The sequence below is a fragment of the Thalassospira sp. MCCC 1A01428 genome, assembly GCF_002115825.1.
Classification (GTDB): Bacteria; Pseudomonadota; Alphaproteobacteria; order Rhodospirillales; family Thalassospiraceae; genus Thalassospira.
The window spans coordinates 60,409-81,379 of record NZ_JFJZ01000014.1; the positions used below are offsets into that span (position 1 = coordinate 60,409).

17 protein-coding genes are annotated in these 20,971 nt (G+C 53.1%); 2 read left to right on the forward strand and 15 right to left on the reverse strand.

Annotated features, from left to right (window positions below; genetic code table 11):
- Positions 1 to 75: 75 nt before the first annotated feature.
- Positions 76 to 666 carry a PDC sensor domain-containing protein gene (locus THS27_RS12870; protein ID WP_210402898.1) on the reverse strand — a complete coding sequence of 197 codons (591 nt, stop codon included), beginning with the start codon at positions 664 to 666 and terminating at the stop codon, positions 76 to 78.
- A 336-nt stretch (positions 667 to 1,002) separates the two neighbouring features.
- Between THS27_RS12870 and THS27_RS12875 the strand changes: the two genes are divergently transcribed.
- The gene (locus THS27_RS12875; RefSeq protein ID WP_085591462.1) at positions 1,003 to 1,875 is read left to right on the forward strand and encodes a proline/glycine betaine ABC transporter permease; all 873 of its coding nucleotides are present in this window, start codon (positions 1,003 to 1,005) and stop codon (positions 1,873 to 1,875) included.
- Complete coding sequence (locus tag THS27_RS12880; RefSeq protein ID WP_085591463.1) at positions 1,872 to 2,900, forward strand: glycine betaine/L-proline ABC transporter ATP-binding protein; 1,029 nt, start codon at positions 1,872 to 1,874, stop codon at positions 2,898 to 2,900. Before THS27_RS12875 ends, THS27_RS12880 begins: the two co-directional genes overlap by 4 nt.
- A gap of 72 nt (positions 2,901 to 2,972) precedes the next feature.
- Here THS27_RS12880 and rfbC read toward each other — a convergent pair whose 3' ends face one another.
- The 14 genes from rfbC to THS27_RS12950 all read right to left on the reverse strand — a co-directional run bounded on the left by rfbC (position 2,973) and on the right by THS27_RS12950 (position 20,606).
- Entirely contained in the window at positions 2,973 to 3,626 is a 654-nt protein-coding gene (gene rfbC / locus THS27_RS12885; protein WP_085591465.1) for a dTDP-4-dehydrorhamnose 3,5-epimerase, read from the reverse strand.
- A 24-nt stretch (positions 3,627 to 3,650) separates the two neighbouring features.
- Complete coding sequence (locus tag THS27_RS12890; RefSeq protein WP_085591468.1) at positions 3,651 to 4,844, reverse strand: hypothetical protein; 1,194 nt, start codon at positions 4,842 to 4,844, stop codon at positions 3,651 to 3,653.
- An 86-nt stretch (positions 4,845 to 4,930) separates the two neighbouring features.
- Positions 4,931 to 6,139: a polysaccharide pyruvyl transferase family protein gene (locus tag THS27_RS12895; RefSeq protein WP_246832953.1), complete on the reverse strand. Its 1,209-nt coding sequence runs from the start codon at positions 6,137 to 6,139 to the stop codon at positions 4,931 to 4,933.
- Between the two features lie 95 nt (positions 6,140 to 6,234).
- Positions 6,235 to 7,230: a UDP-glucose 4-epimerase GalE gene (gene galE, locus THS27_RS12900; protein WP_085591470.1), complete on the reverse strand. Its 996-nt coding sequence runs from the start codon at positions 7,228 to 7,230 to the stop codon at positions 6,235 to 6,237.
- A 124-nt stretch (positions 7,231 to 7,354) separates the two neighbouring features.
- Positions 7,355 to 8,542, reverse strand: a complete 1,188-nt coding sequence (locus tag THS27_RS12905; protein ID WP_085591472.1) for a polysaccharide pyruvyl transferase family protein — start codon at positions 8,540 to 8,542, stop codon at positions 7,355 to 7,357.
- Between the two features lie 111 nt (positions 8,543 to 8,653).
- The gene (locus THS27_RS12910; protein ID WP_085591474.1) at positions 8,654 to 9,979 is read right to left on the reverse strand and encodes a glycosyltransferase family 4 protein; all 1,326 of its coding nucleotides are present in this window, start codon (positions 9,977 to 9,979) and stop codon (positions 8,654 to 8,656) included.
- Positions 9,966 to 12,158: a hypothetical protein gene (locus THS27_RS12915; protein ID WP_085591476.1), complete on the reverse strand. Its 2,193-nt coding sequence runs from the start codon at positions 12,156 to 12,158 to the stop codon at positions 9,966 to 9,968. Before THS27_RS12915 ends, THS27_RS12910 begins: the two co-directional genes overlap by 14 nt.
- A complete protein-coding gene (gene rfbA / locus THS27_RS12920; RefSeq protein WP_085591478.1) occupies positions 12,151 to 13,134 on the reverse strand; it encodes a glucose-1-phosphate thymidylyltransferase RfbA in 984 nt (327 codons plus the stop codon). The genes THS27_RS12915 and rfbA overlap by 8 nt, the downstream gene beginning before the upstream one ends.
- Positions 13,131 to 14,060 (reverse strand): dTDP-4-dehydrorhamnose reductase, encoded by a 930-nt coding sequence (gene rfbD, locus THS27_RS12925; RefSeq protein WP_168184888.1) that lies wholly within the window; start codon positions 14,058 to 14,060, stop codon positions 13,131 to 13,133. The genes rfbA and rfbD overlap by 4 nt, the downstream gene beginning before the upstream one ends.
- A gap of 10 nt (positions 14,061 to 14,070) precedes the next feature.
- Positions 14,071 to 14,946: a hypothetical protein gene (locus tag THS27_RS12930; RefSeq protein WP_085591482.1), complete on the reverse strand. Its 876-nt coding sequence runs from the start codon at positions 14,944 to 14,946 to the stop codon at positions 14,071 to 14,073.
- 14 nt (positions 14,947 to 14,960) lie between these two features.
- On the reverse strand, positions 14,961 to 16,226 hold the full coding sequence (locus THS27_RS12935; protein ID WP_085591484.1) for a glycosyltransferase family 4 protein: 1,266 nt from the start codon (positions 16,224 to 16,226) through the stop codon (positions 14,961 to 14,963).
- The gene (locus THS27_RS12940) at positions 16,223 to 17,443 is read right to left on the reverse strand and encodes a class I SAM-dependent methyltransferase (RefSeq protein WP_246832954.1); all 1,221 of its coding nucleotides are present in this window, start codon (positions 17,441 to 17,443) and stop codon (positions 16,223 to 16,225) included. Before THS27_RS12940 ends, THS27_RS12935 begins: the two co-directional genes overlap by 4 nt.
- Entirely contained in the window at positions 17,440 to 19,677 is a 2,238-nt protein-coding gene (locus THS27_RS12945; RefSeq protein WP_085591486.1) for a glycosyltransferase family 2 protein, read from the reverse strand. The genes THS27_RS12940 and THS27_RS12945 overlap by 4 nt, the downstream gene beginning before the upstream one ends.
- Before the next feature lie 77 nt (positions 19,678 to 19,754).
- Positions 19,755 to 20,606, reverse strand: a complete 852-nt coding sequence (locus THS27_RS12950; protein WP_246832955.1) for a calcium-binding protein — start codon at positions 20,604 to 20,606, stop codon at positions 19,755 to 19,757.
- Positions 20,607 to 20,971: the final 365 nt, after the last annotated feature.

The window sequence follows — 20,971 nt, forward strand, 5'->3', positions numbered from 1 at the left end:
TTCATATTTATGGGTTTGCACCCAAATCAATCACCTACGATTTACGGGGCCACAACGGGCCGCAACCGGGTTGCTTTATTCCAGCAATTCAACATTGATCCCCACGGTAACTGCGCCAATAACAGTGGTACCGTCGCTATCGATCACCGGCAGGCTTAATTGCGACTGATAGGTCTGGGTGGATTCATCCAGTTCAACGTCGCTCATATGAATGGCGTCTGGTCCGACGGGGAATGTCTTTTGCCATTTGGCCTCGTCACCCTGCCAGTAATCGCTGGTGACATCACTTTGGCCGACATTCAGGCCTTTGTTATCCATGACAAAAATTTCCGTGATCAAACCTTCGGTTTCGTCGGCTTTTTCACGCAAAAATTTTGACAGGGGGCGGGCCAGAACCTTGTCGATCAGCGGTTTATCCGTAGCTGATGTTTCGGCACGCCATTCCTTGTCCAGCTTGTCGATATCATCCTGCGACAAACCGGCATTTTCAGCGTTCTGGGCTTTTACCGCATCAATGACCAGCGGGTCTGATAACCATGCTTTCACATCATCGGCATAGTTGCGCAATTGACCTTCAAATTCGTTGGCATTTGCCACCGTCATGCCCGAAACAAACGCAATCGGCGCCACCACAAATATGGCCAGCATTTTCATTTTAAATGACATATATCCACCCTCCTAATTGCCGATAACATCGGCACCCCCAAAAACAGGCACAAGCAAATGCCTTGACTATTTCAGACGTGGGGACAGGGCGGAAAAATTCAACCAAAGATATTTTCTAAAAGCGGCCAGTACTTTCCTTGAAAACCACAACAGCAATGCCTAACCGCGCAATTTAATTACACGGAACATTCTGTTCTATTGGGGCGTTTTCAATCATTGCTAAATGCTCTCCTGACAACTCCTGACGCAGCAAGACTGAATAAAGGGTGAGTTATGAGGCTGTAGTTGTTAGGCTTGCGCCAAAGCCTTGCCACCCGAAAAACGGAAAACACCCGAATGTTTCCTGACAAGCTGAATATCCCCCTTGGAAAATCGGTAAATGCCCTTGTCGACTGGTTGGTCGTCAATTACGGCGATGCCTTTGAAGCCTTTGCCGATGCGCTGTTGACCGTACTGGTCTGGCTTGAACATTTGCTGCGTGCAACACCCTGGTGGCTGGTAATTGTCGTCATTGCTGCGATTGCTTTTCATGCCAGTCGCAGTTGGAAAACCACGCTGGGCCTGTCGCTTGCCATGGTTGCGATTGGCATGTTGGGCCTGTGGGACAAGGCAATGCAAACCCTTGCCCTCATGATTATTGCCACCGGGCTTTCCGTAATTATCGGTATTCCGGTCGGAATTGGCATGGCGATGTCAAACAAGCTGCGCGCCGTAATGGTGCCCCTGCTTGATATGATGCAAACCATGCCCAGTTTTGTTTATCTGATTCCGGCCCTGATGCTGTTTGGGCTGGGCAAGGTACCGGCCATTCTGGCAACGGTTATTTATGCTGCCCCACCGGTTATCCGCCTGACGGATCTGGGTATTCGGCTGGTTGATAAAGAAGTCCTTGAAGCATCGCGGTCCTTTGGGGCCAGCCGGGCACAAATTTTGTGGGGCGTGCAATTGCCCCTTGCCCTGCCCAATATCATGGCGGGCATTAACCAGACCACCATGATGTCGATTTCAATGGTGGTGATTGCTTCCATGATCGGGGCCCGTGGCCTTGGCGAACAGGTATTAACCGGCATTCAACGCCTTGATGTTGGCCAGGGGGTCGAAGCCGGGATTGCCATTGTTTTGCTGGCCGTGGTGTTTGACCGCATTGGTCAGTCCTATGGCAAACGATCCCAGCGCACCACCACCACCGGGGCAGGAGACGGGGCATGAGCTATATCGAAATAAAAAACATCTATAAAATTTTCGGTCCCCACCCGCAAAAAGCCCTGACCATGGCCCAAAACGGCGAAAACAAGGACGATATCCTTGCCAAAACCGGCCATACGGTGGGGCTGCAAAATGTATCGCTGTCGATTGATCAGGGTGAAACATTTGTAGTGATGGGGTTATCGGGGTCGGGGAAATCGACCTTGATCCGCCATCTCAACCGCCTGATTGACCCGACGGCTGGGGAGATCCTATTTGGCGGGGAAAACATATTGCAGATGACCACACCCCGGTTAAACGCCTTTCGCCGCGCCAAACTGGGCATGGTGTTTCAACGTTTTGGCTTGCTGCCACACCGAAGCGTCATCGAGAATGTTGCCTATGGATTGAAAATTCAAAAAACCGACAAAGCCGAACGGCTAAAATCAGCCCGGACCTGGATCGAACGGGTTGGACTGGCGGGCTATGAAGACAGCTTTCCCGATCAGCTATCAGGCGGCATGCAACAGCGTGTTGGCCTGGCCCGGGCACTTACGACCAACCCGGAAGTGTTGCTGATGGATGAAGCGTTTTCAGCATTAGACCCGTTAATCAGAAGCGACATGCAAGATGAATTGATGAAGTTGCAAAGCGAGCTTCACAAAACCATTATCTTTATCACCCATGACCTTGACGAAGCCCTGAAACTGGGCGATCGCATTGCGATTTTAAAGGATGGCGCACTGATGCAGGTCGGGCGGCCCGAAGAAATTATAATGAACCCGGCCGATGATTATGTCCGCGCCTTTACCCGTGATGTTAACCGCTCACGGGTATTGCGGGCAAAAACGCTGATGCAGCCAACATCAACCGGCAACGATACGCCCGCCAATACCACCGGCTGGCCGGAAGTGGATGCAAACATGCGCCTTGAAGATATTTTGCCCATCGCCATCGCCTGCCCCGATGGAATTAGCGTGGTTAACCGCGACCACCAGAAAATCGGTACATTAAGCAAGGACCAGATAATCGCCGCCCTTGCCGCCTGATTTTTAATCCAGACGATATAAACACAAACCGACAGAACCTGCATTATGGGCAGTCTGTCGGTTTTGTGTTTATCAGGACGCCTGCAATGGCTGATAATCCCAGGCGATGTCGGTCATTGCGCCATCATGCTGGTGCGGCGGGATGGCAACTTCTTCCATCATGAAGCCCCGGCTTTCAGTTTTGTTTTGCCAGTCGGCAAAAGACGGATGGGTTTCATCCTTATCCGAAATCACCGGCACCATGCGGCCCAACTGCCAGTCAATCGCGAGGTCGGGGTCATTCCAGGCAATACCACGATCATGTTCCGGGCTGTAATAATCGCTAACTTTATAAACAACCGTTGTATCGGGAACCAGGGTACGAAAACCATGGGCAAAGCCCGGCGGTACCCATAATTGATACCAGTTCTGGTCGGAAAGCTCGATCCGGATATGTTTGCCAAAAGTTGGGCTATCGGGGCGAATATCAACGGCCACATCCAGAATAGCCCCATGTGTGACCCGCACCAGTTTGCCCTGCGCATGCGGATTTACCTGAAAATGCAAACCGCGAATGGTGTTAACCGGCGCACTGACCGACTGGTTTTCCTGCACCAGGGTGGCATCGCCAATGGCGGCGGCAAATTCGTCTTCGCGAAAGGTTTCGGCAAAAGTGCCGCGCGGGTCACGGTGCTGATTGGGTACAAAAAGCAACGGTCCCTCTATGTCAAAACGGTCAAATTGCATGATTACGCATCCTTGATAAGGGGTCTATTTTTCGTCGCTGTTAAAACGGATCGGCTGGCGCATCAACTTGCGTGTCATCGCCCATTTTCCATTGCGCTGGACGGGCACCAACTTCACATAAAGCAGGCTTGCCTGCGCATCGACCGTGCCAAAAATGCGGTCCTTGCTGTCTTCATCGATAATCGATGGATAGGCAACAAACGCATCACCCGGCCCGGCATCGGGTTTCAGGTCGGCTGCCAGCAACATTTTAGGCATCGACCATTTGATCATGTCTTTGGATGTCGAATAATAAATGCCGTGTTCGCTTGTGCCGTCCTTGTGCTTGCGACGGTGTTTGTAAACGGCAATAAACGTATTGCTTGCTTCGTGTCGAACAATGCCCCGGATTGATGTTAATCCATAAGGGCCAACACGTGCGCAATCGGTCTGATATACTTCCCAGCCCTTATCGGGCGTCAGGCGCGCAGCATCGACAAACTTTTTGCCATCCCATATTTGCCAGCGCGACGGGTCATCGGCATTGGCCCGCGCCAGACAATTGCGCGACGATTTCCAATCCACCCCGCGCCGCCAGACGATGGAATAAAGATAATCCTTCCAGCTGACGATATTGGTAGCCGTCACATAACTGGGCGCGCGTTTGCGATCATCGCGATACGCCATGGGTGGGGGAAATGGTGCATGGTGCGGCGGTTTTGCCTGATAATCAAAATGCTGCCCACCATCGGTAGATTTTAAGGTGACCAACCCGTTGATCCAGCAATCGGTACGTTTTTTGGCATTCGCACACGGCATGTCGTGGCGATAAGGCATGAAACTGGCACTGCCCAGGGCGTAAACCGTTTCACCATCATCGGTATAAATCGCATGAAGCCAGGTACGGTCATCGAGCATCCCCGGGTCTGCCTTGCCGGCGGCTTTAAAGCGACTGTTGCAGTCCTTATGCAGGGATTCGAGATTTTGGCCCACAAAGGCACGATTGCGAAAATTGGGGGCAAACAAAACCATTCGTCCTTGCGCGTCGCGAAAAGCACGAGCCGGGGCATCGGGCAAATGGGAATCATCGCAGGCATTAACAGCAGTATCAAACAGCACAGTTTCATCACCCGCCAACCGCACATCAAGGGCCTGCGCCCCGTGAGATTGCACCACCCACGCTGCCGCCACCGCAAGGGCGGCACTTCCGAAAAATCCGATGATTGCGTTTCTATGCACTGTTTATATCCGTGCCATAAACCGGGTGGAAAAAAGCCCGGGATGTGCAGGGCATGGAGGGGTCCCTGCACATCCCGTCGTCATGGTCACGCCGCCTTGCTCAGGTTTGGGGTCGGGTTTTTACCCAGACGGTGCGCCATGCCGTTCTCATCAAGGAATTTTTGCAAATCCTTGAACCGTTCGGCGTAAGTCTTTTCAAACATGCCAAAATCGGCATTATCCCAGGCTTCCTCGAAAGAAAAGCGGTCAATATATCGCCCGTCGACATGAGGAATCCCCAGCGTTTTGACAAACTCGCGGGTTCGTGTGTCATAGGTGATATAAAGAGCGGGAACTTCGTTTGCCAAAGCCAGCAAATTGCCATGCAAACGAAAACCGGTTACGGCATCCTGGCGGCATTCGGCATCTTCAAAATCGCTTACGGTTTCAAAAACGCTTAGGGACGACCGGTAAAGATCCAGCAACGGGTCGTTTGCGCCATACAGCCATTTTTCCTTTATCAGGCTGTTAACTGCTTTTTCCATAACCTGTTTCGGGTTTGGCACCAGATTGCTACGGGCATAGAAAATGGCCTTTTCTTCAAGCTCGCCCGCACACAAAATTTCTGTACGGTAATTTTCGGCCAAAGTCCGCAACATGTAACGCTGCAACATGGCAAAGCCATGGGTTTTCCGGCGCAGGGTAAAGCCAAGGTTTTTAATCTCGTTGGCCTTCAACCGTGGTAAATTCAGCTCCGGCTTACAATGACGAAAGGCTGTAGGGCACCCGAAAATCCGGACATTTTTAATGCCAATCGAATTAAGTGCTTTGCGTGAAAGTGCGCCGCGCACCCCAACAGTTTTGGACCTGTCAGCCACCAGTTGCAAAAACCGTTTGGTGGATTCATTGACATATTCATCAGAATTGTCAGGCACCTGCACACCAATACCAAATGCCATGACCGGCACTTTGGTTTTTTCCAGCACATTGGTAATTTCATCCCACTGGCCATTGGTATTGATATAGTTCGATCCGCGCAAAAAGATGTAGTCAAGGGTGTTGATTTTCTCGATCTGCTCTTCACTTAGTCCGCCGCTGGATTGCCCGTAAATCGGGTACAGTTCGGCATAATCAAGAATACGAAGCGAACTGTCATAAACGAAACAGTCGCCGATATTTGTGAACAGTTCGGTTGCCCGCTGTGGTGCGCCAAAGGTATGGGTGACAACACCCTTGCCTTCAACAACCTTGCCGGCGGGCATCAAAACGCCAATGCGCGGTTTACGCCCAATGGGGGAAACAGAATCAACCATCATGAAACTCCTGCATGGTGCCGAAAAATGCGCCAGGCCTGGGCATTTTTCGGTATTTGCTCGTGTATGCGGGGTAATTTTTCGCCCCTTTTTTATAATCAGGCGGCGTCGGCTTGACGCTGTTTTAGGCTTTCTTCCCAGGCAAGAGCATGAGAAACGATGGTATCGAGATCGTTATATTCCGGCGTCCATTGAAGTTTTTGCGAAATGCGATCGGCGCCTGCAATCAGGGCTGCCGGGTCGCCAGCGCGGCGTTCGGCAAGATTAACGGTAAAGTCATTGCCTGAAACACGTTTGACGGCGTCAATAACCTCGTACACCGAAAAACCACGCCCATAACCACAATTCATCACGTCGCTTTCGCCGCCATTTTCCAGGTATTCAAGGGCCAGAACATGGGCATTGGCAAGGTCACTGACATGGATGTAATCGCGTATGCAGGTACCATCCTGTGTCGGATAATCATCGCCATATACATCAAGATGGCTGCGCACACCGCTGGCGGCCTGGCTGGCAATTTTGATCAGATGGGTGGCCTTGCGTGACGTTTGCCCTGCCCGCCCTTTGGGGTCGGCACCGGCGACATTAAAATAGCGCAAGGCAACAAAGTTCATATCATGTGCAACGGATGCATCCTGAAGCATTTTTTCCGTCATCATTTTTGATGTGCCATACGGTGAAATCGGCTTTGACGGAAAATCTTCCAGAATAGGCGTTTTTTCAGGCTCGCCATACACACCCGCAGTCGATGAAAAAATGAAGTGCTTTACCTTATTATCGACAGCCGCCTGCGCCAAAGCGCGTGAATTAACCGTGTTGTTGTAATAATAGTCCAGCGGATAAACGACAGATTCCGGCACAATGATCGAACCGGCAAAATGCATGATCGCGGTTACGTCATGTTCACGAATAACGCGCGATACCAGTTCGATATCGCCGCAGTCACCTTCGACAAAGGCAGCGCCAGCCGGAACGGCCCAGCGATACCCCTGGCTTAGATTATCAAGGACAACAACCTTGCGCCCCGCATCGAGAAGGGCCAGTGCTGCGTGACTGCCAATATATCCTGCGCCACCGGTAACAAGTACTGTCATTTTTCATGCCTCCTTGCAAAGGCGGTTCACATCGGGATCGGGGGAGATTTTTAGAATGTGAACCGCAAATAAAGGGCACTACCGCCAGCCGAAATGCCGGCGGCAATGCAAAAGGTTTTAAAGATCAGGCCACTTTGCGTTGCGGCTGATTTTGCGGCGCCATCACATCGGTCATCTTGTGATCGATGTTATTTTCACTCAGGAACATCTGCATTTCGCGATAGGTCTGGAACCAGGCGCGGTTGAATTTGTCGAACAGGGATTGATCCCAATAATCTTCCAGCACGAAATCCTTCTGCGAGAAAACATCGTAGCTCGGGATCTGGTAGGTTTCGGCAAATTCGACAGTGCGGCTGTCATAGGTGAAGTAAACGGATGGAACACCGTTGGACAAAGCCATCAAATTGCCGTGCAGGCGGTAGCCCAGCACGCAATCCTTGGTACGAACCAGGTCTTCGTAATCCGACACCACATCAGAATAGAACAGCTTTTCGCGATAAAGCTTTTCCATCGTGTCATCGAGATACCAGTTCTTGACCCAGTCATTGTCCTTGAGGGCCTGCATGGCTTCCTGTTTCTGAACATCCGTCCCGAAGACCAGTTTCTTTTCTTCCGGTTCGCCCTGGGCCATCAGGGTTACGTCAAACCGGTTTGCAAGTTCCTTGACCAGATCACGATGGAAGGTCAGGTAACGTTTGATATCCTGGGCGTAAGCCGGGGAAACTTCGCGGCGCAGGGTTACGCCAACATTTTGCACACTTTCAAGTGACGGCAGTTTGATCCGCATATTCGGGTTGTTGGCCCGAAATGCGGTTGGGCAACCAACAATGCGCACATTGGTAATGCCAAGATCCCACAACACCTGGGCGGTATAGGCACCGCGCACACCGATGGACGTGGTTGAATCCGCCATCATGCGCAAAACGGTTTTGGTCTGCTCGGAAAGCTCCAGCTTACCCTTTACCGGCGCCTGCGCCCCAATACCAAAACCAAGTACCGGCAATTTCAGGCGTTTAAGCACGGCAATGGTATTGCGCCAATCCATGTGTGAATGGATATAGTTCGATCCGCGCAGAAAAACGTAATCATATTCTTCGCGCAGGCGGTCGATGTCTTCCATTTTCGGGTCGGCAATGGGCAGAACACCCAGCTTGTCAAAATTCATCAGTTTCAGCGATGAATCGAACACAAAGGCATCACCAATATTGTGATAGTGGTTAATGCTTTTTTGAACATCACGGTAATTGTACCAGCGGACACAATCATGGTCGTAGACTTCGCCCGAGGGAATCATTACGAGGACGCGCGCCATGGTATTTCTCCTTGCAGTTGATGGATCGGTCACGGTTTTATCCGTGCCTGTATCCCTTTCGCGCTATGGCGTGGTTAACGTTCCGGCCGCTTCAAGGTGTGACAAACGCCATCACGCCCCGACCACGGATTGTTGCGGAGCCGCATTGGTTGCAGCAACGGATGGGCGGTTTTCAAGAACCCCCCGATACTGCGCAAGATGCTGTTTTGCGCAGTCGATGTAGGTGGGCGCGCGACGGATTCCGTCATGCATCCGGTCCCACAATGTTTTGTCGGTCAAACATTCGATCAGGCGGTCTGCCAGATCTTCAGCACTGCCAACACGGAAATGCAGGCCATTCACCCCGTCTTCAATTTTCTCGGCCATGCCGCCAATGTTGCTGGCGATCATGGGGCGGCCATGAAAGAAGGCTTCCTGAATGACAATGGGGGAGTTTTCCCACCAGGTGGATGGAATGATGGTCCAGTCGGCCATTTCCATCAGACGCGGCATTTCGGTGTTTTGATAAGCGCCATAAAAACGAACGCGTTCGCCGGCCTTTTCGATCAGGTCTTTGACTTTTTCCTGATATTCAAGGGGTTGCCGGTCAAGGTTCCCCCCAAAGATCATCAAACGGGCATCATCACCCCAGATGGATTCCGGCACACGGCCCACGGCATCCAGCAGCACATCCGCGCCCTTGAACATCGTAAGCTGACCAAAGAAGGCAAAACGTGCCCGACGTGGTTGCGCCTTGGTCAGGGGCCGAATGGCGGCGCGTTTTTCGATATCCAGGCCGTTTTCAATCACCGACATTTTGTCGGCTTCCAGCCCCCAGTCGATAAACCGGTCGGCCAGAAACTGGCTGGGCGATACGTAATGATCTGCCAGATCCAGCATGGATTTGATAAACCGTTCGCGGCGCAGGAATGATGCGGGCGAAACCCCGGGGAAACAGCCGTTACATTCAATCGGGCTGGCCCGATTACACAGCTTTTTCCCGCCACTTTTAACCATTTGCCCGTGATTGTGGCACATGGTTAAAAATTCGTGGAATGTGAAGAATATTGCAGCATCCGGCAGGGCTTCGCGCACCGCATAGATGGTTTCCATCCCCAATCCCAGCACATGGTGGAAATGCACCACATCGGGGTTGTAATCCTTCACGAAACGCAACAAATCGCGATCAATTTCATCGGTGCTGCGGTTCGATAACAGAAAATGATCGTAATTTTCTGCATGATACAGAATTTCATTGTCTTTCTGGCGCAGGCTCATCAGGGCCGATGCACCATGACGTGGTACCGGGTGGCCAACACGGGCCAGATAAAAGCTCTCGACACCGTCGAGTTCATTCAATCCCTTGTGCAGGTTATAAGACCCGACTTCGGCCCCACCCAGCGACAGGGCGGGATGGCCATGGGAGATGACCAGCACACGCAAATCAGTCGACGGCATGATTGTGGCTCCGCAAATTTGAAACGACCAAAGACCAGCGGCGATCAAACGCCCAGCGGTCCAAACGATGCGAGAGTTCCTCCCAGGCGGGCGTGGACGTTATGGATTGTTCACTGCCCAATACTTCAATTTCCGGTAGCCAGTAGGATGGCGTCCCGGCCATGCGCAATTTAAGCGCAATATCCAGCCCCTTTTCGGACGGGCCAATATAACCGCGGGTAAAACCCTTAACATCCAGAAATGCTGATCGCGGCAGAATGCAGCATTCAACCGTCCCGGCACTGACTTCGCAGGGTTCGGCATCGGTCAGAACAGCACGGGGATAGCCAACAAAACGATCCGCCAGATATTTTCCTTCCGGCCCTTCTTCGATCCAGGTGCCGGCCCAGCGCACGGAATCATCTTCAAACAGAATAGTCGGGCACACGGCCCCCTTGCTGCCACGCTTGCGATACGCATTTAAAAGCGGACCAAACCAGCCTTTCTCACGCGGTAAAACATGAACCGACATCAGACAGACCGCTTCGGATTTTGTTGCTTTCACGCCGACTTCCAGCGCATCGCAAAAATCCTCGACGCCTTCGGCAAAAACAAACCGTACATTCAGTTTGTAAAAAGCTGCCAGGCGCAGCATATCGCTACCAACCTGATCAAAACTTTCGGCAGGACCGGCGATAACGATGGGTAATTTCCGGGTTTCAGGGTCCAGCCCCAGCAGGGCAATGGTTACACCCATGTCGCCAATTGTATCATCCGCACCAACGATCAGGGTAACCGGCGCGTTTTCATCAAACTTGCCAATATCATGTACATCAATCGCAAAGGGGCTTTGTGCCGTCATATTTTGCAACATCGGGCCAAACTGGCGTTCAATGCTGCTAGATGCCGTAACGGAACGCGGGTCAAGCGACGGTAACACCCGTGACAGGGCCTGCCGTGCCGATGCGCGTGTTGGATTAAGCGGGCAGTAAGCCGGGAAACTGTCGGTAATATCAAATTCAAGATATATCGGCTGATCAGATGCCGGTGTTTCCGAAAGCGGACAAAACACCAGAAAACCGTGGCTGTTACGGGCTGAATTCATACCCGCAAACATCGGATCATTTAAAAAGGCTTCGGTAACATCCGGGCGCGTTTGCCGTGTCCAGGCATCATCGATACGAATGCTATCCTGACCGACCCGCAAGCTAATTTCGTTCACCCCGCGATCCGGGTCCAGCATCCAGCCCGAGACCAGAACCCCACTGCCTTCAATCACCAGGGCAAAATCAATGCCGACCCGTATCGGGCGTTCCAGATCGGAAACCGTATCACGGCCATCAAACCGGTGGGCGGCCAGTTGCATCTGTTCACGAATGTTATCAGGTGCTTTAACCCGCCCCAGAACCGACCGGATATGGGCCGGCACATCGCGCGGGGCCACCAGAACACGTTGCTGGTAAACTTCGATACCAAACCAGCCATCGCGGCCGCGAAAATAGACCCGTTGCAGTTTTTCAGGCTTCACAACCCGTTCGGTTGCAAGCAACCCGACAACGCCGGTGGCATCTTCACCCAGGTCATCCCGTTGAAATTCGGCACTGGTCAATTCGGCAAGGACCGGCCCGTCTTCAATGGCAATAACGCGGGTACGACCATGGGGGAAATTGCTGGACCACCCCTGAATATAAAGTTCGTTTTCTTCAAGGCCGCCCAGAACTTCGACAAAACCGTTACTTTTTGCCGCAATACGCACCAGTGCTGCAACTGTGCGCAACCGTTTCCTGTTGGTTTTACCTGCCAGCAAGGCCTCGATTACGCCATCCATCACACCGGCAAAACTGGATCCCGACTGGTCGGCAACAGCCGATAAAATGGCTTCCAGCCCCTGCCCGCGGCTTTCAATGGCATACTCGGCCGGGTGACCGGGGCGGCGAAACACCACCTTTTTCAATCGGCCGCCACTAACATTTTTAAGGGGTAACAGGGCAATAAAACCAAACGCTGAGTCAGCCGAACTATCGTTACGACGCCAGCTGATCATGGATGCCTGAACCTTTGCCTCAGGCGACCCGTTTAAATACACATCAATCGTGGCAGGCATGGCACTGCCCACCCCGGCCATCAGGGCCAGTCCTTCGTCTACCAGCGTGGCCATTACGGTTGCACCGTCCAATGGCAGGCCTGAAGGCTCACTCATGCCCTGCTCTCCTGTTGTTTGATGAACTGTAAAATGCTTGTTTTTCGCGTGCGGTAACAAAACCGAACGCCCCTAGCCCGTCCACATCAACACCCACGCCATTGCGGTCGTCGGTGTGGGCCATGTCATCAAGATACCGGCCATATTCGCTGTTGGCCGAAAACCCGGCACTGCGCGTCATGTCGCCGCGATTGATCCAGCCAAGACGCCATGCCGTTTCTTCAGGGCTGCCAATTTTAAGGCCCTGGCGTTCTTCCACCGAATATACAAACTGCGCGGCCTGAAGCAGGCTGGCTGGGGTTCCGGTATCAAGCCAGGCACAACCGCGCCCCAGCATTTCGACATTCAGTTTACCGTCTTCCAGATAGGCGCGGTTAAGGTCGGTAATTTCCAGCTCGCCCCGGTGCGACGGGTGCAAGGCTGTTGCACGGTCGGGTGCCGTTGCATCAAAAAAATAAAGCCCGGTGACTGCCAGATTTGACGGCGGATGCGTTGGTTTTTCGATGATATCAAGGGGGTTCCCTTCAGCATCAAAAGCCATAACGCCGTACCGTTCCGGGTCTCGCACGGCATGAACGAATACCGTTGCCCCATCGTGACGGTTGGCTGCGGCTTGCAATCGCGCACCAAGGTTATCCCCGTGAAACAGATTATCACCCAGGATCAGCGCGCAGGAATCGCCCGCCAAAAATTCACGGCCAATCAGCAAGGCTTCGGCAATGCCATTGGGTTTTTGTTGTTCAGCATAGGAAATTTCAATGCCAAACTGGCTGCCATCACCCAAAAGCGACATGAACGCTTCGGTCTGGCCTTTTGCTGTCACAATCAGAATGTCGCGAATTCCCGCCAGCATCAGCGTGCTTAACGGATAAAAAATCATCGGCTTGTCCCACACGGGCAGCAACTGTTTGCTGGTCGCATGGGTAATCGGCCAAAGCCGACTGCCGGTACCACCGGCCAAAATAATGCCTTTCATGCGATTTTCCCTTCTGGAATGCCGGAATGCGTCAATGTCTGACGAATGCCGTCTTGCCAGGGCTGGCAAGGCAGTTGCAGATGACGGGCAATTTTGCTGCAATCAAGCACCGCAAAATGGGGCCGCACGGCAATTTCGTTGCGGTTTGCAGCTGAAACCGGCGTAATCAGTTTTTCGTCCGCGCCCAAATAACCCGCGATTTCGGTTGCCATATCAAACGGGCTGGCGGCACCAATACCTGCACAATGGAAAATCCCGGCTTCCACCACGTCGCCCTGCACAATTCGCGAACAAATCCGCGCAATATGCGCCGCCAGCATGATGGCCGATGTTGGCGAACCGAACCGGTCATTGACCGCCGTAATTTGTTCACCACGCGCCAGCTTGTCGGCCATGGCATGAACAAAACACCGACGATGACGACCATGTAGCCAGGCTGTTCGCAATATCACTGTTTCAGGGGCCGACATTCGCACTGCACGTTCCCCTGCCCGTTTTGTTGCGCCGTACCAATTGACCGGGCCGGTTTTGTCGCTTTCGAAATAGGGGGTTGTTCCCTCGCCCGAAAAAACAAAATCGGTTGATACATGGATAAGACGCACACCCATGTCAGCCGCGACTTCGGCCAAAAGGCCCGGCACATCCGCATTGATCTGGCGTGCCTCTGTCCGAAGGGTTTCCGCACCGTCAACATCGGTAAATGCAGCTGCATTTATCAGCACCGCCGGGGGATGTACCTTAATCGCCTGCAATAGTGGCGACAGATCGACCAGATCAAGATCATGACGGGGCGGCGCGAACAGCGAAATGCCCTGCTTTGCCAATTGCGCGGCGCATTCCTGCCCCAATTGACCACCAGCGCCCAATAACAGCACATATTTGCGTTCGGGAAGCTCGTATAGCGGCATAAACGGGTCTGTAGTCATAATGCCAGCCTCACCAAACAATCGCGCCAAGTGACAAACCACCGACAAGCCCCACCAGCACGGCGAGCAACAAAAGTGGTGTTTTAAGATCATTGCGATGACGGTCACTTAAAACTGCCAATCGCTCGTCAAACCCGCCCAGCGATTTGTCAAAACGCACCAGAAAAACTTCAAGTTGCTCCACCCGGCTGGCCAGTTCTTCCTGGCCATTGCGCACCAGTTTAACGCCGGCTTCGATGCCATCGTCGGCCGATGCCAGCTCGTCCATGCGTTTGGACGATTCAATCAATCGCTTCGCGGCTTCACGCTGGCCATTTTGCAAAATATGCTGCGCAGCCAGTAACCGATCCAGCCGGTCCAGAATTTTGCCAAGCGGGGCATTCATGGCGGAATGGGCCGCCTGTTCGGTTTGCGATGGTATACGCAAGGGGTTTTCAGCACCGGTTTCAGGCGTAATTGCAACCACACTTAAACTGTCAACTGCGGCCAGGGCGGCCTCGGGCAGCTCAATTTCAAAGGCATGTTTGCCATTGCCAATACCATTACGACGCAAATCTATCCGTTCGCGGTCCGCCTTGACCTTAATCAGGGTATGGCCGTTCATGCGTACAATCAGGTCTATCTGCACATCAGGATGTTGCGGACACCAGACCCAGCCGAACAAACGGTCGCGGTCAATGGCATCAACATTGCCTTCAAGTACGGGTGGGCCGTCTGCCTTCTGAACAGTTTTTCCCGCTTGCGAACCACGCTGTGCGGCGGCTTGTCCGGCCTGCGCGTTTGTCGCCTGTACCGCTGGCCTGGGCTGTGCTGGTTGCGCAGGTTTTGCCTGCTGTGCATTTACGGGGGGTGTCGTATCCTTGGTCTTTTCCTGTGCAACTGCCATGGAAATCTCCTTTGTCAGGCCGCGACGAAGTCGGGCCGGATCAGGTTACGAAAACGTGAAAGATGGGTTTGTGCAACATCGTCGATATTGGCGGGTGCGCGAACATTGCCCGAAAGTTTTTTCCACAATTTCGGGTTCGTGGCACAATCCGCCATCGTACGCGCAAGCGCACCGGGATCATCGGGGCGAACATGAACACCATCCATGCCGTCGCGTACCATTTCGGCCATGCCGCCAATATTGCTGGTGATAACAGGGCGGTCATGCTGAAACGCTTCCTGAATAACCAGCGGCGCGTTTTCCCACCAGATCGACGGCGCCACAACCCAGTCAACTGCCGCCATCAATTCGGGAATATCATCGCGGTCATAGGCACCAAGGCGCACGACATGGCTGCTGGTTTGTTCAAACAGTTTGTCGATTTTTTCATTAAAGGCCGCGGTTTGAAACGGCGCCCCGCCATGAATGCGCAGTTCAAAATCAACACCGTCATCCATCAGCTTACGGCATGCATTTAACAACACATCCGCCCCTTTCCAGGGGTTAAGGTTGCCAAAATACCCAAACACATTGGGCATGCCGCCTGTGCCATGTTCGCGCCGCCGCACCGCCCGAACAGCCGGGCGGCCATTGTGAATGACCTCGATCTTGTGCGGGTCCAAACCCCATTCGATGTAGCGTTCGCGCAAAAACCGGCTGGGCGACAGGAACAAATCCACCGCACGCAAATGATTGCGTATATTGACCGCGCGCATGGCAAACCGGTCTGCCGAAATGCCGTCAAGGCCGCAATTATCGCCCGACACATCAGCCGATAAATAACGCTGCCGCGTTTCCCGGTGGATCATCAATCCGTCATGCGGGCAAATCTGATAATAATCGTGCAATGTCATCACGATTTTACAATCAGGCAGCACCCGCCGGATCAACATCGGCAATTCAATACCAAACAAAACCAAATGATGGATGTGAACAATATCAGGCCGGAAATTTTCCAGTAATTCCGTCATCGCTGGTACAACGGCATAAAGGTCGGTCTGCGACATATTGAAACGGTCAAAATGCCCGGCCCAGAACAGCAATTCGTCATCGCTGTCATTGACTGCCTGAAAACTGGTTCCCGGGCGACGTGTGCGGTGCACGTCATTGGTGGCCCCCACAAACAACGCGTCGCACCCTGCCCGTTTATAGGCCCCAAACAAATCATGGGCGAATATTTCGGTGCCACCAGGGTGAAGATCGGGGTGGTTATGGGCCAATACCAGAATACGCGGGTTCATTTGCTGCTCCTGCGGGGTTTCTGGGCCACCAGAATATCCTGGTAATGTGGGGACTTATCACCATGCCAGGCCCCGAAACCTTTGCGCAGCAAGGCAAACCCTGCCTTTGCCAGCACCGATTCCAGATAACCATTGTCAAAGCCCACCGCTGCCATCGGGTTTTCACCACGCAAATGCCAGCACGGCTGGTCTTTTTCACGGACAAGGCCACTTAGGCGTGGGTCACATTTGGGCGCAGCAAGTTCATCGGCACTACGCACAATAAACGCCGTCATAAACAACCGGCCGCCGGGCCGCAGAATGCGGAAAATCTCGTTGCAATAACGTTCAACCTCGGCGGGCGGCAAATGCGTTACCACCGACACCATGGTGGCAAAATCAAATTCGGCATCCTGGGCTGGCAGTTGCCAGTTATCACCGGCTACTTTGCCCTTGGGATTATAAAGTTCGTTGGCCAGATCCACCGTTTGAAACCGGAAATCCCTGTAAACCGGGGTAATGGCTTTTTGGCACCACTTAATTCCGTCTGCCACCGGGTCAATTCCCAGATACCGGGTTTTGCCCGGCACCAGATACTGGGTTAACGGCACCGCCATGCGGCCAATGCCACTGCCAATATCAAGCACACTTTCGGTGGGTTTTAACCCGCCCAGGCGCACAAAATGGCCCAAAAATTCGGCGCCGATTGCCAAATAATCGCCATCACCCACAAAGACTTCATCTTTGGTTGGCGTTGGTAAAAAGCGGTTGTGGGCGATCTGGCGGCAAATGGCACCAAGGTAAACTTCCTGTCGCGGCGTCAAATCACCAAATGACGATGTTTTACGTCCACCTTTTCCCGTGGCCGCCGTTTTTCCGCTTTCGTCTTCGTCGTCGGCGTCAACACCTTCGCCCAGGGAAGTATCTGGAATAAACAAACCGCCATCGGCATCGGGTAATGTCGCACCGTCCCTGGCGGCGGGCGGACCGATAGGGGCAACATCGGACATTTGCGCCGCCGCCGCGGCCGCGCGATCAAGTGGCGCGGAACCCGCTTTTCTTGCATCTTCCGTTTTTTTCGCTGGCTGGGCTTTTGCCTGTGCCAAATCCGCTTTATTTACCGGCGCCTGTGACCGTGTAATACGCACGGTCGGATATTCTGATACTTTCCGGTTCGCCTGGTCCACGGCCCCATCGACATCGGGGCGATGACCGGGAATTGCCAAAATCTTGTTCATAATGTGCCTCTGCCCGTCACAGCTTCGGCGGCCGGTTGCGGCACACCTTGCATGGAAAATTCAGTCATCTGATCGTCCCAGCGTTGCGCATGCAGCCAGGCGTTATATTGCGTTGCGACACCACGCATATAATCGGAATGGGTCGAGATCGATTTCCGTTCAAAATGATAAAGTTCGGCGTCGGGTACATAGCGAATGTCGAAACCCTGGGCGCGAATTTTCAGGCATAGGTCACTGTCTTCGTAATCGCCAATGACGTAATCCTCGCTAAAACCATCGACATCCTCGAACACACCGCGATGCAACAACATGCATGCCCCGGTAACAGCGGGAACCGACCGTTCAATACAGGCATCGCGATAACGACCCGGCATGCCTTTGTAATAATGATGGTTCAGCCACTGGCCGCGTTCATTGCGGTCAAAATACATCCCTGCATGCTGCAACGATCCATCTTCAAACAGCAATTTCGGGCCAACAACGGCAACATCGTCGGCACCCCCCATACGGGTGGCCATCGTGCCCAGCCAACCGGTTTGATGGGGAATAATATCGGAATTCAACATGGCAAGCAGGTCGGCCTTTGCCACCGCAGCCCCGCTATTACAGGCACGGGCATAACCGCCGTTGCGCGCCATCACCACCAAACGAAGGGGCACACCATAAAGCTGATACAACCCACGAAGTAAATGTTCGGTTTGTTCGGCCTGTTCTGGTGAATCCAGAACGTAAATCAGTTCGCAATGCTGCGATATCCAGGGATCACAAGCAAATGCCCCAACCTGGGCACGCAGAAAATCCAGTACGCGATATAATGGCACAACAATCGATACTGACGGATCATTCCGTTGCGGGCCAATGTCGAGAACAGTTGGTTCACCAATGCTTCCCAGCAGTTTTTGCTGCACGTCACCAATCACCGGCGCCAGACAATTTTCCATGATGTCATTGGTTAAATGCTGCGGCGGAACGGCGCGTAATATTCGTGCCCGTGCTTCGGCCGGATCAGCAGGTTGCGCGGTCGGAACCATTAAATGACGGCTGCCTGAGGTCAGCCGCAAAACGCTACGCGGTTGTAAAATTGGCGCCTGACTTTTGATCTGCGGATGAAAACCAATAAAACCGGTTGCCGGAACCGTTTTGTCTTCCAGCGCAATGCTACCTGCATAACGGTGAAAATTAGTCTCAAATTTATGTTCAGTACCGGTGTGGTCCAGCAGATCAACCCCGCCCACCATTTCAACCGGGTCACGATACCAGCCACCAATCAGGGTGCCACGCGCCGTGGTCACCGCAAGATCAACTTCGCCCGACGGCAAACCGCCACCGCCCGTTACACGCTGCGCCGACAGTGGGCAACGCAACTGAAATTCCAGCGCTGCCTTGCGCGATGTTGCATCGCCCCGTGCCAGCACAGCAATCGCGTATTCACGTAAATCAGCATCCGCCTGCCCCTGCGCCAGCCACCAGCGTGACAATGACGGCAATGTCGATTTTGCTTCAAGCTGACGAATGGCCAAAGCCCGGCTGCCGGTAATGACAAGATAGGCGCCGTTTTCAAGCCCGTTTCGTTCTGCAATAAAAAATGTCTGCCTGGCCCCGTTCGGCGTTTCGCGGCCTTCATGGGCGGCATTGGTTAACCGCCAAAACCCGGTTGGCGACACCACATAGGTACCCTCAATTCCGCCAAAGGCCGTTGGCAAGGTGGTGGCCATCAGCATGTGATGTTCTGAAATCCGCGCAACCGGCTGGGCCCGCTGCGGATCTTCAACGATCCGCGCCACCAGCCGGTTCAGGGTTTGGGTATAACTGCGACTGCGCCGCATACGAAACATACTGGCCCATGCGCCCAGCATGGCAGACAGCAACGACAAACGCCCTGCCGGGGTAACGTCGCCAAGCAATGCATAAGCATCAACCGGGTCAAAGTCGCCTTCCGGGTCGATGGTAATTTCTTCCTGTCGGCCCAGGGTTCCGGCTTCTGCCAGCAACGACAAAGGGGCATCTTTGGGCTGGGGAATGACGCGCAACAAACGCGTTCCACCGCTGCCCAGCGGCAACCGCAACGTGGCCTGGGGTGACACCTTGCGCCCGTCACGGGCTTCCAGTTTGGGGGCTGTCCACAAACGGGTTGGCAAGTTCCAGATCAAAATAAGTGTATCGGGGGTCAACCGGCAAACTTCCGGCATATCGCCAGACAATTGTCTGTCGTCAGACGTGGCAAGTTCAAGCATTTGGCGCCTGTACCCTTACAAATGGAACGATAAAATAGGATGTTCGCAGCCGCTGCTGCGAACATCCTGCTATGTCGTTACTGTACGTTGAAGAAGTGGTCCGGGTGGTCCTGGACGTCGTCTGCATCAACATTGTTAAGGGTGATGGAATCACCATTGCCAAGATCGACAACAGTATTGGCGCCATCCTGCGTTGCCCGGGCGGCAACGTCGTCAGCCGACGAAATGTCGGTGTCGTTAATGCCCTTGGAAATCGAGAGCATGTCTTCCCCAACCTGGAAGTCGAGGACAACATCGTTGCCGCCGCCACCAGAGAAGACAAAGTTGTCATGACCAGCGCCACCAACCAGCATATCGTCGCCAGCGCCACCATTGATAACGTCGTCACCGGCACCACCCATCATCAGGTCGTTACCCGCACCGCCATTCATCACATCATCGCCCTGACCGCCGAGCATGACATCGTTACCGTCACCCCCCTGCATCAGGTCGTCGCCCTGACCACCAAGCATCTGGTCATCACCGGCACCGCCGAACATAATGTCGTCGCCAGCACCGCCCTGCATAAGATCATGGCCATCGCCACCATCAAGCAGGTCATCGCCTTTGCCGCCTGTCAGCAGATCATCATCAGCACCACCGAAAAGCTGATCATCACCATGACCGCCAAACAGCATGTCGTTACCGGAATCTCCAAGCAACTGGTCGTCGCCCGACCCGCCAAACAGAAGATCACGACCGGCGCCACCCAACAGGGCATCGTCACCGGAACCACCAAACAGATGGTCATCGCCTTCTTCACCAAACAGAACGTCGTTCTGTCCATGTCCAAACAGGGTGTCGTCACCGCCGCGACCAAAGATCACATCGCTAAAACGTGACCCGAGCAGCGTATCGTCGTAAGCGCCGCCTTCGAGAGTTGCCATCATATCCTCCTTCTTGTCCCAATATGGGTTTCGGTGTGACTAGAGGCTGGCCGTTCCCTCAGGTTCAATGCATTGCCTAATGAACGGCCACACAGGAACCCTATATTCTTTTGCTTTTTGATAGGAAGTTATTATCAAGGTATTATTGTGGCGACATTATGTAGTGACGTAATTTTTACATTATTTTACTGATTTGTTTAATTTTATTATTTACATAACTTTTATCTATATTTGTTTTAAAATTTGAATTACTTGCAAAAAAGAAAAGGCCAACCCCGCAAGGGACTGGCCTTTATCAAATTGCATGGCAAAACAATATTCGCCGTTCAAACACAAGAGATAACAGTACCGAAAAGGATGCTAAGCCA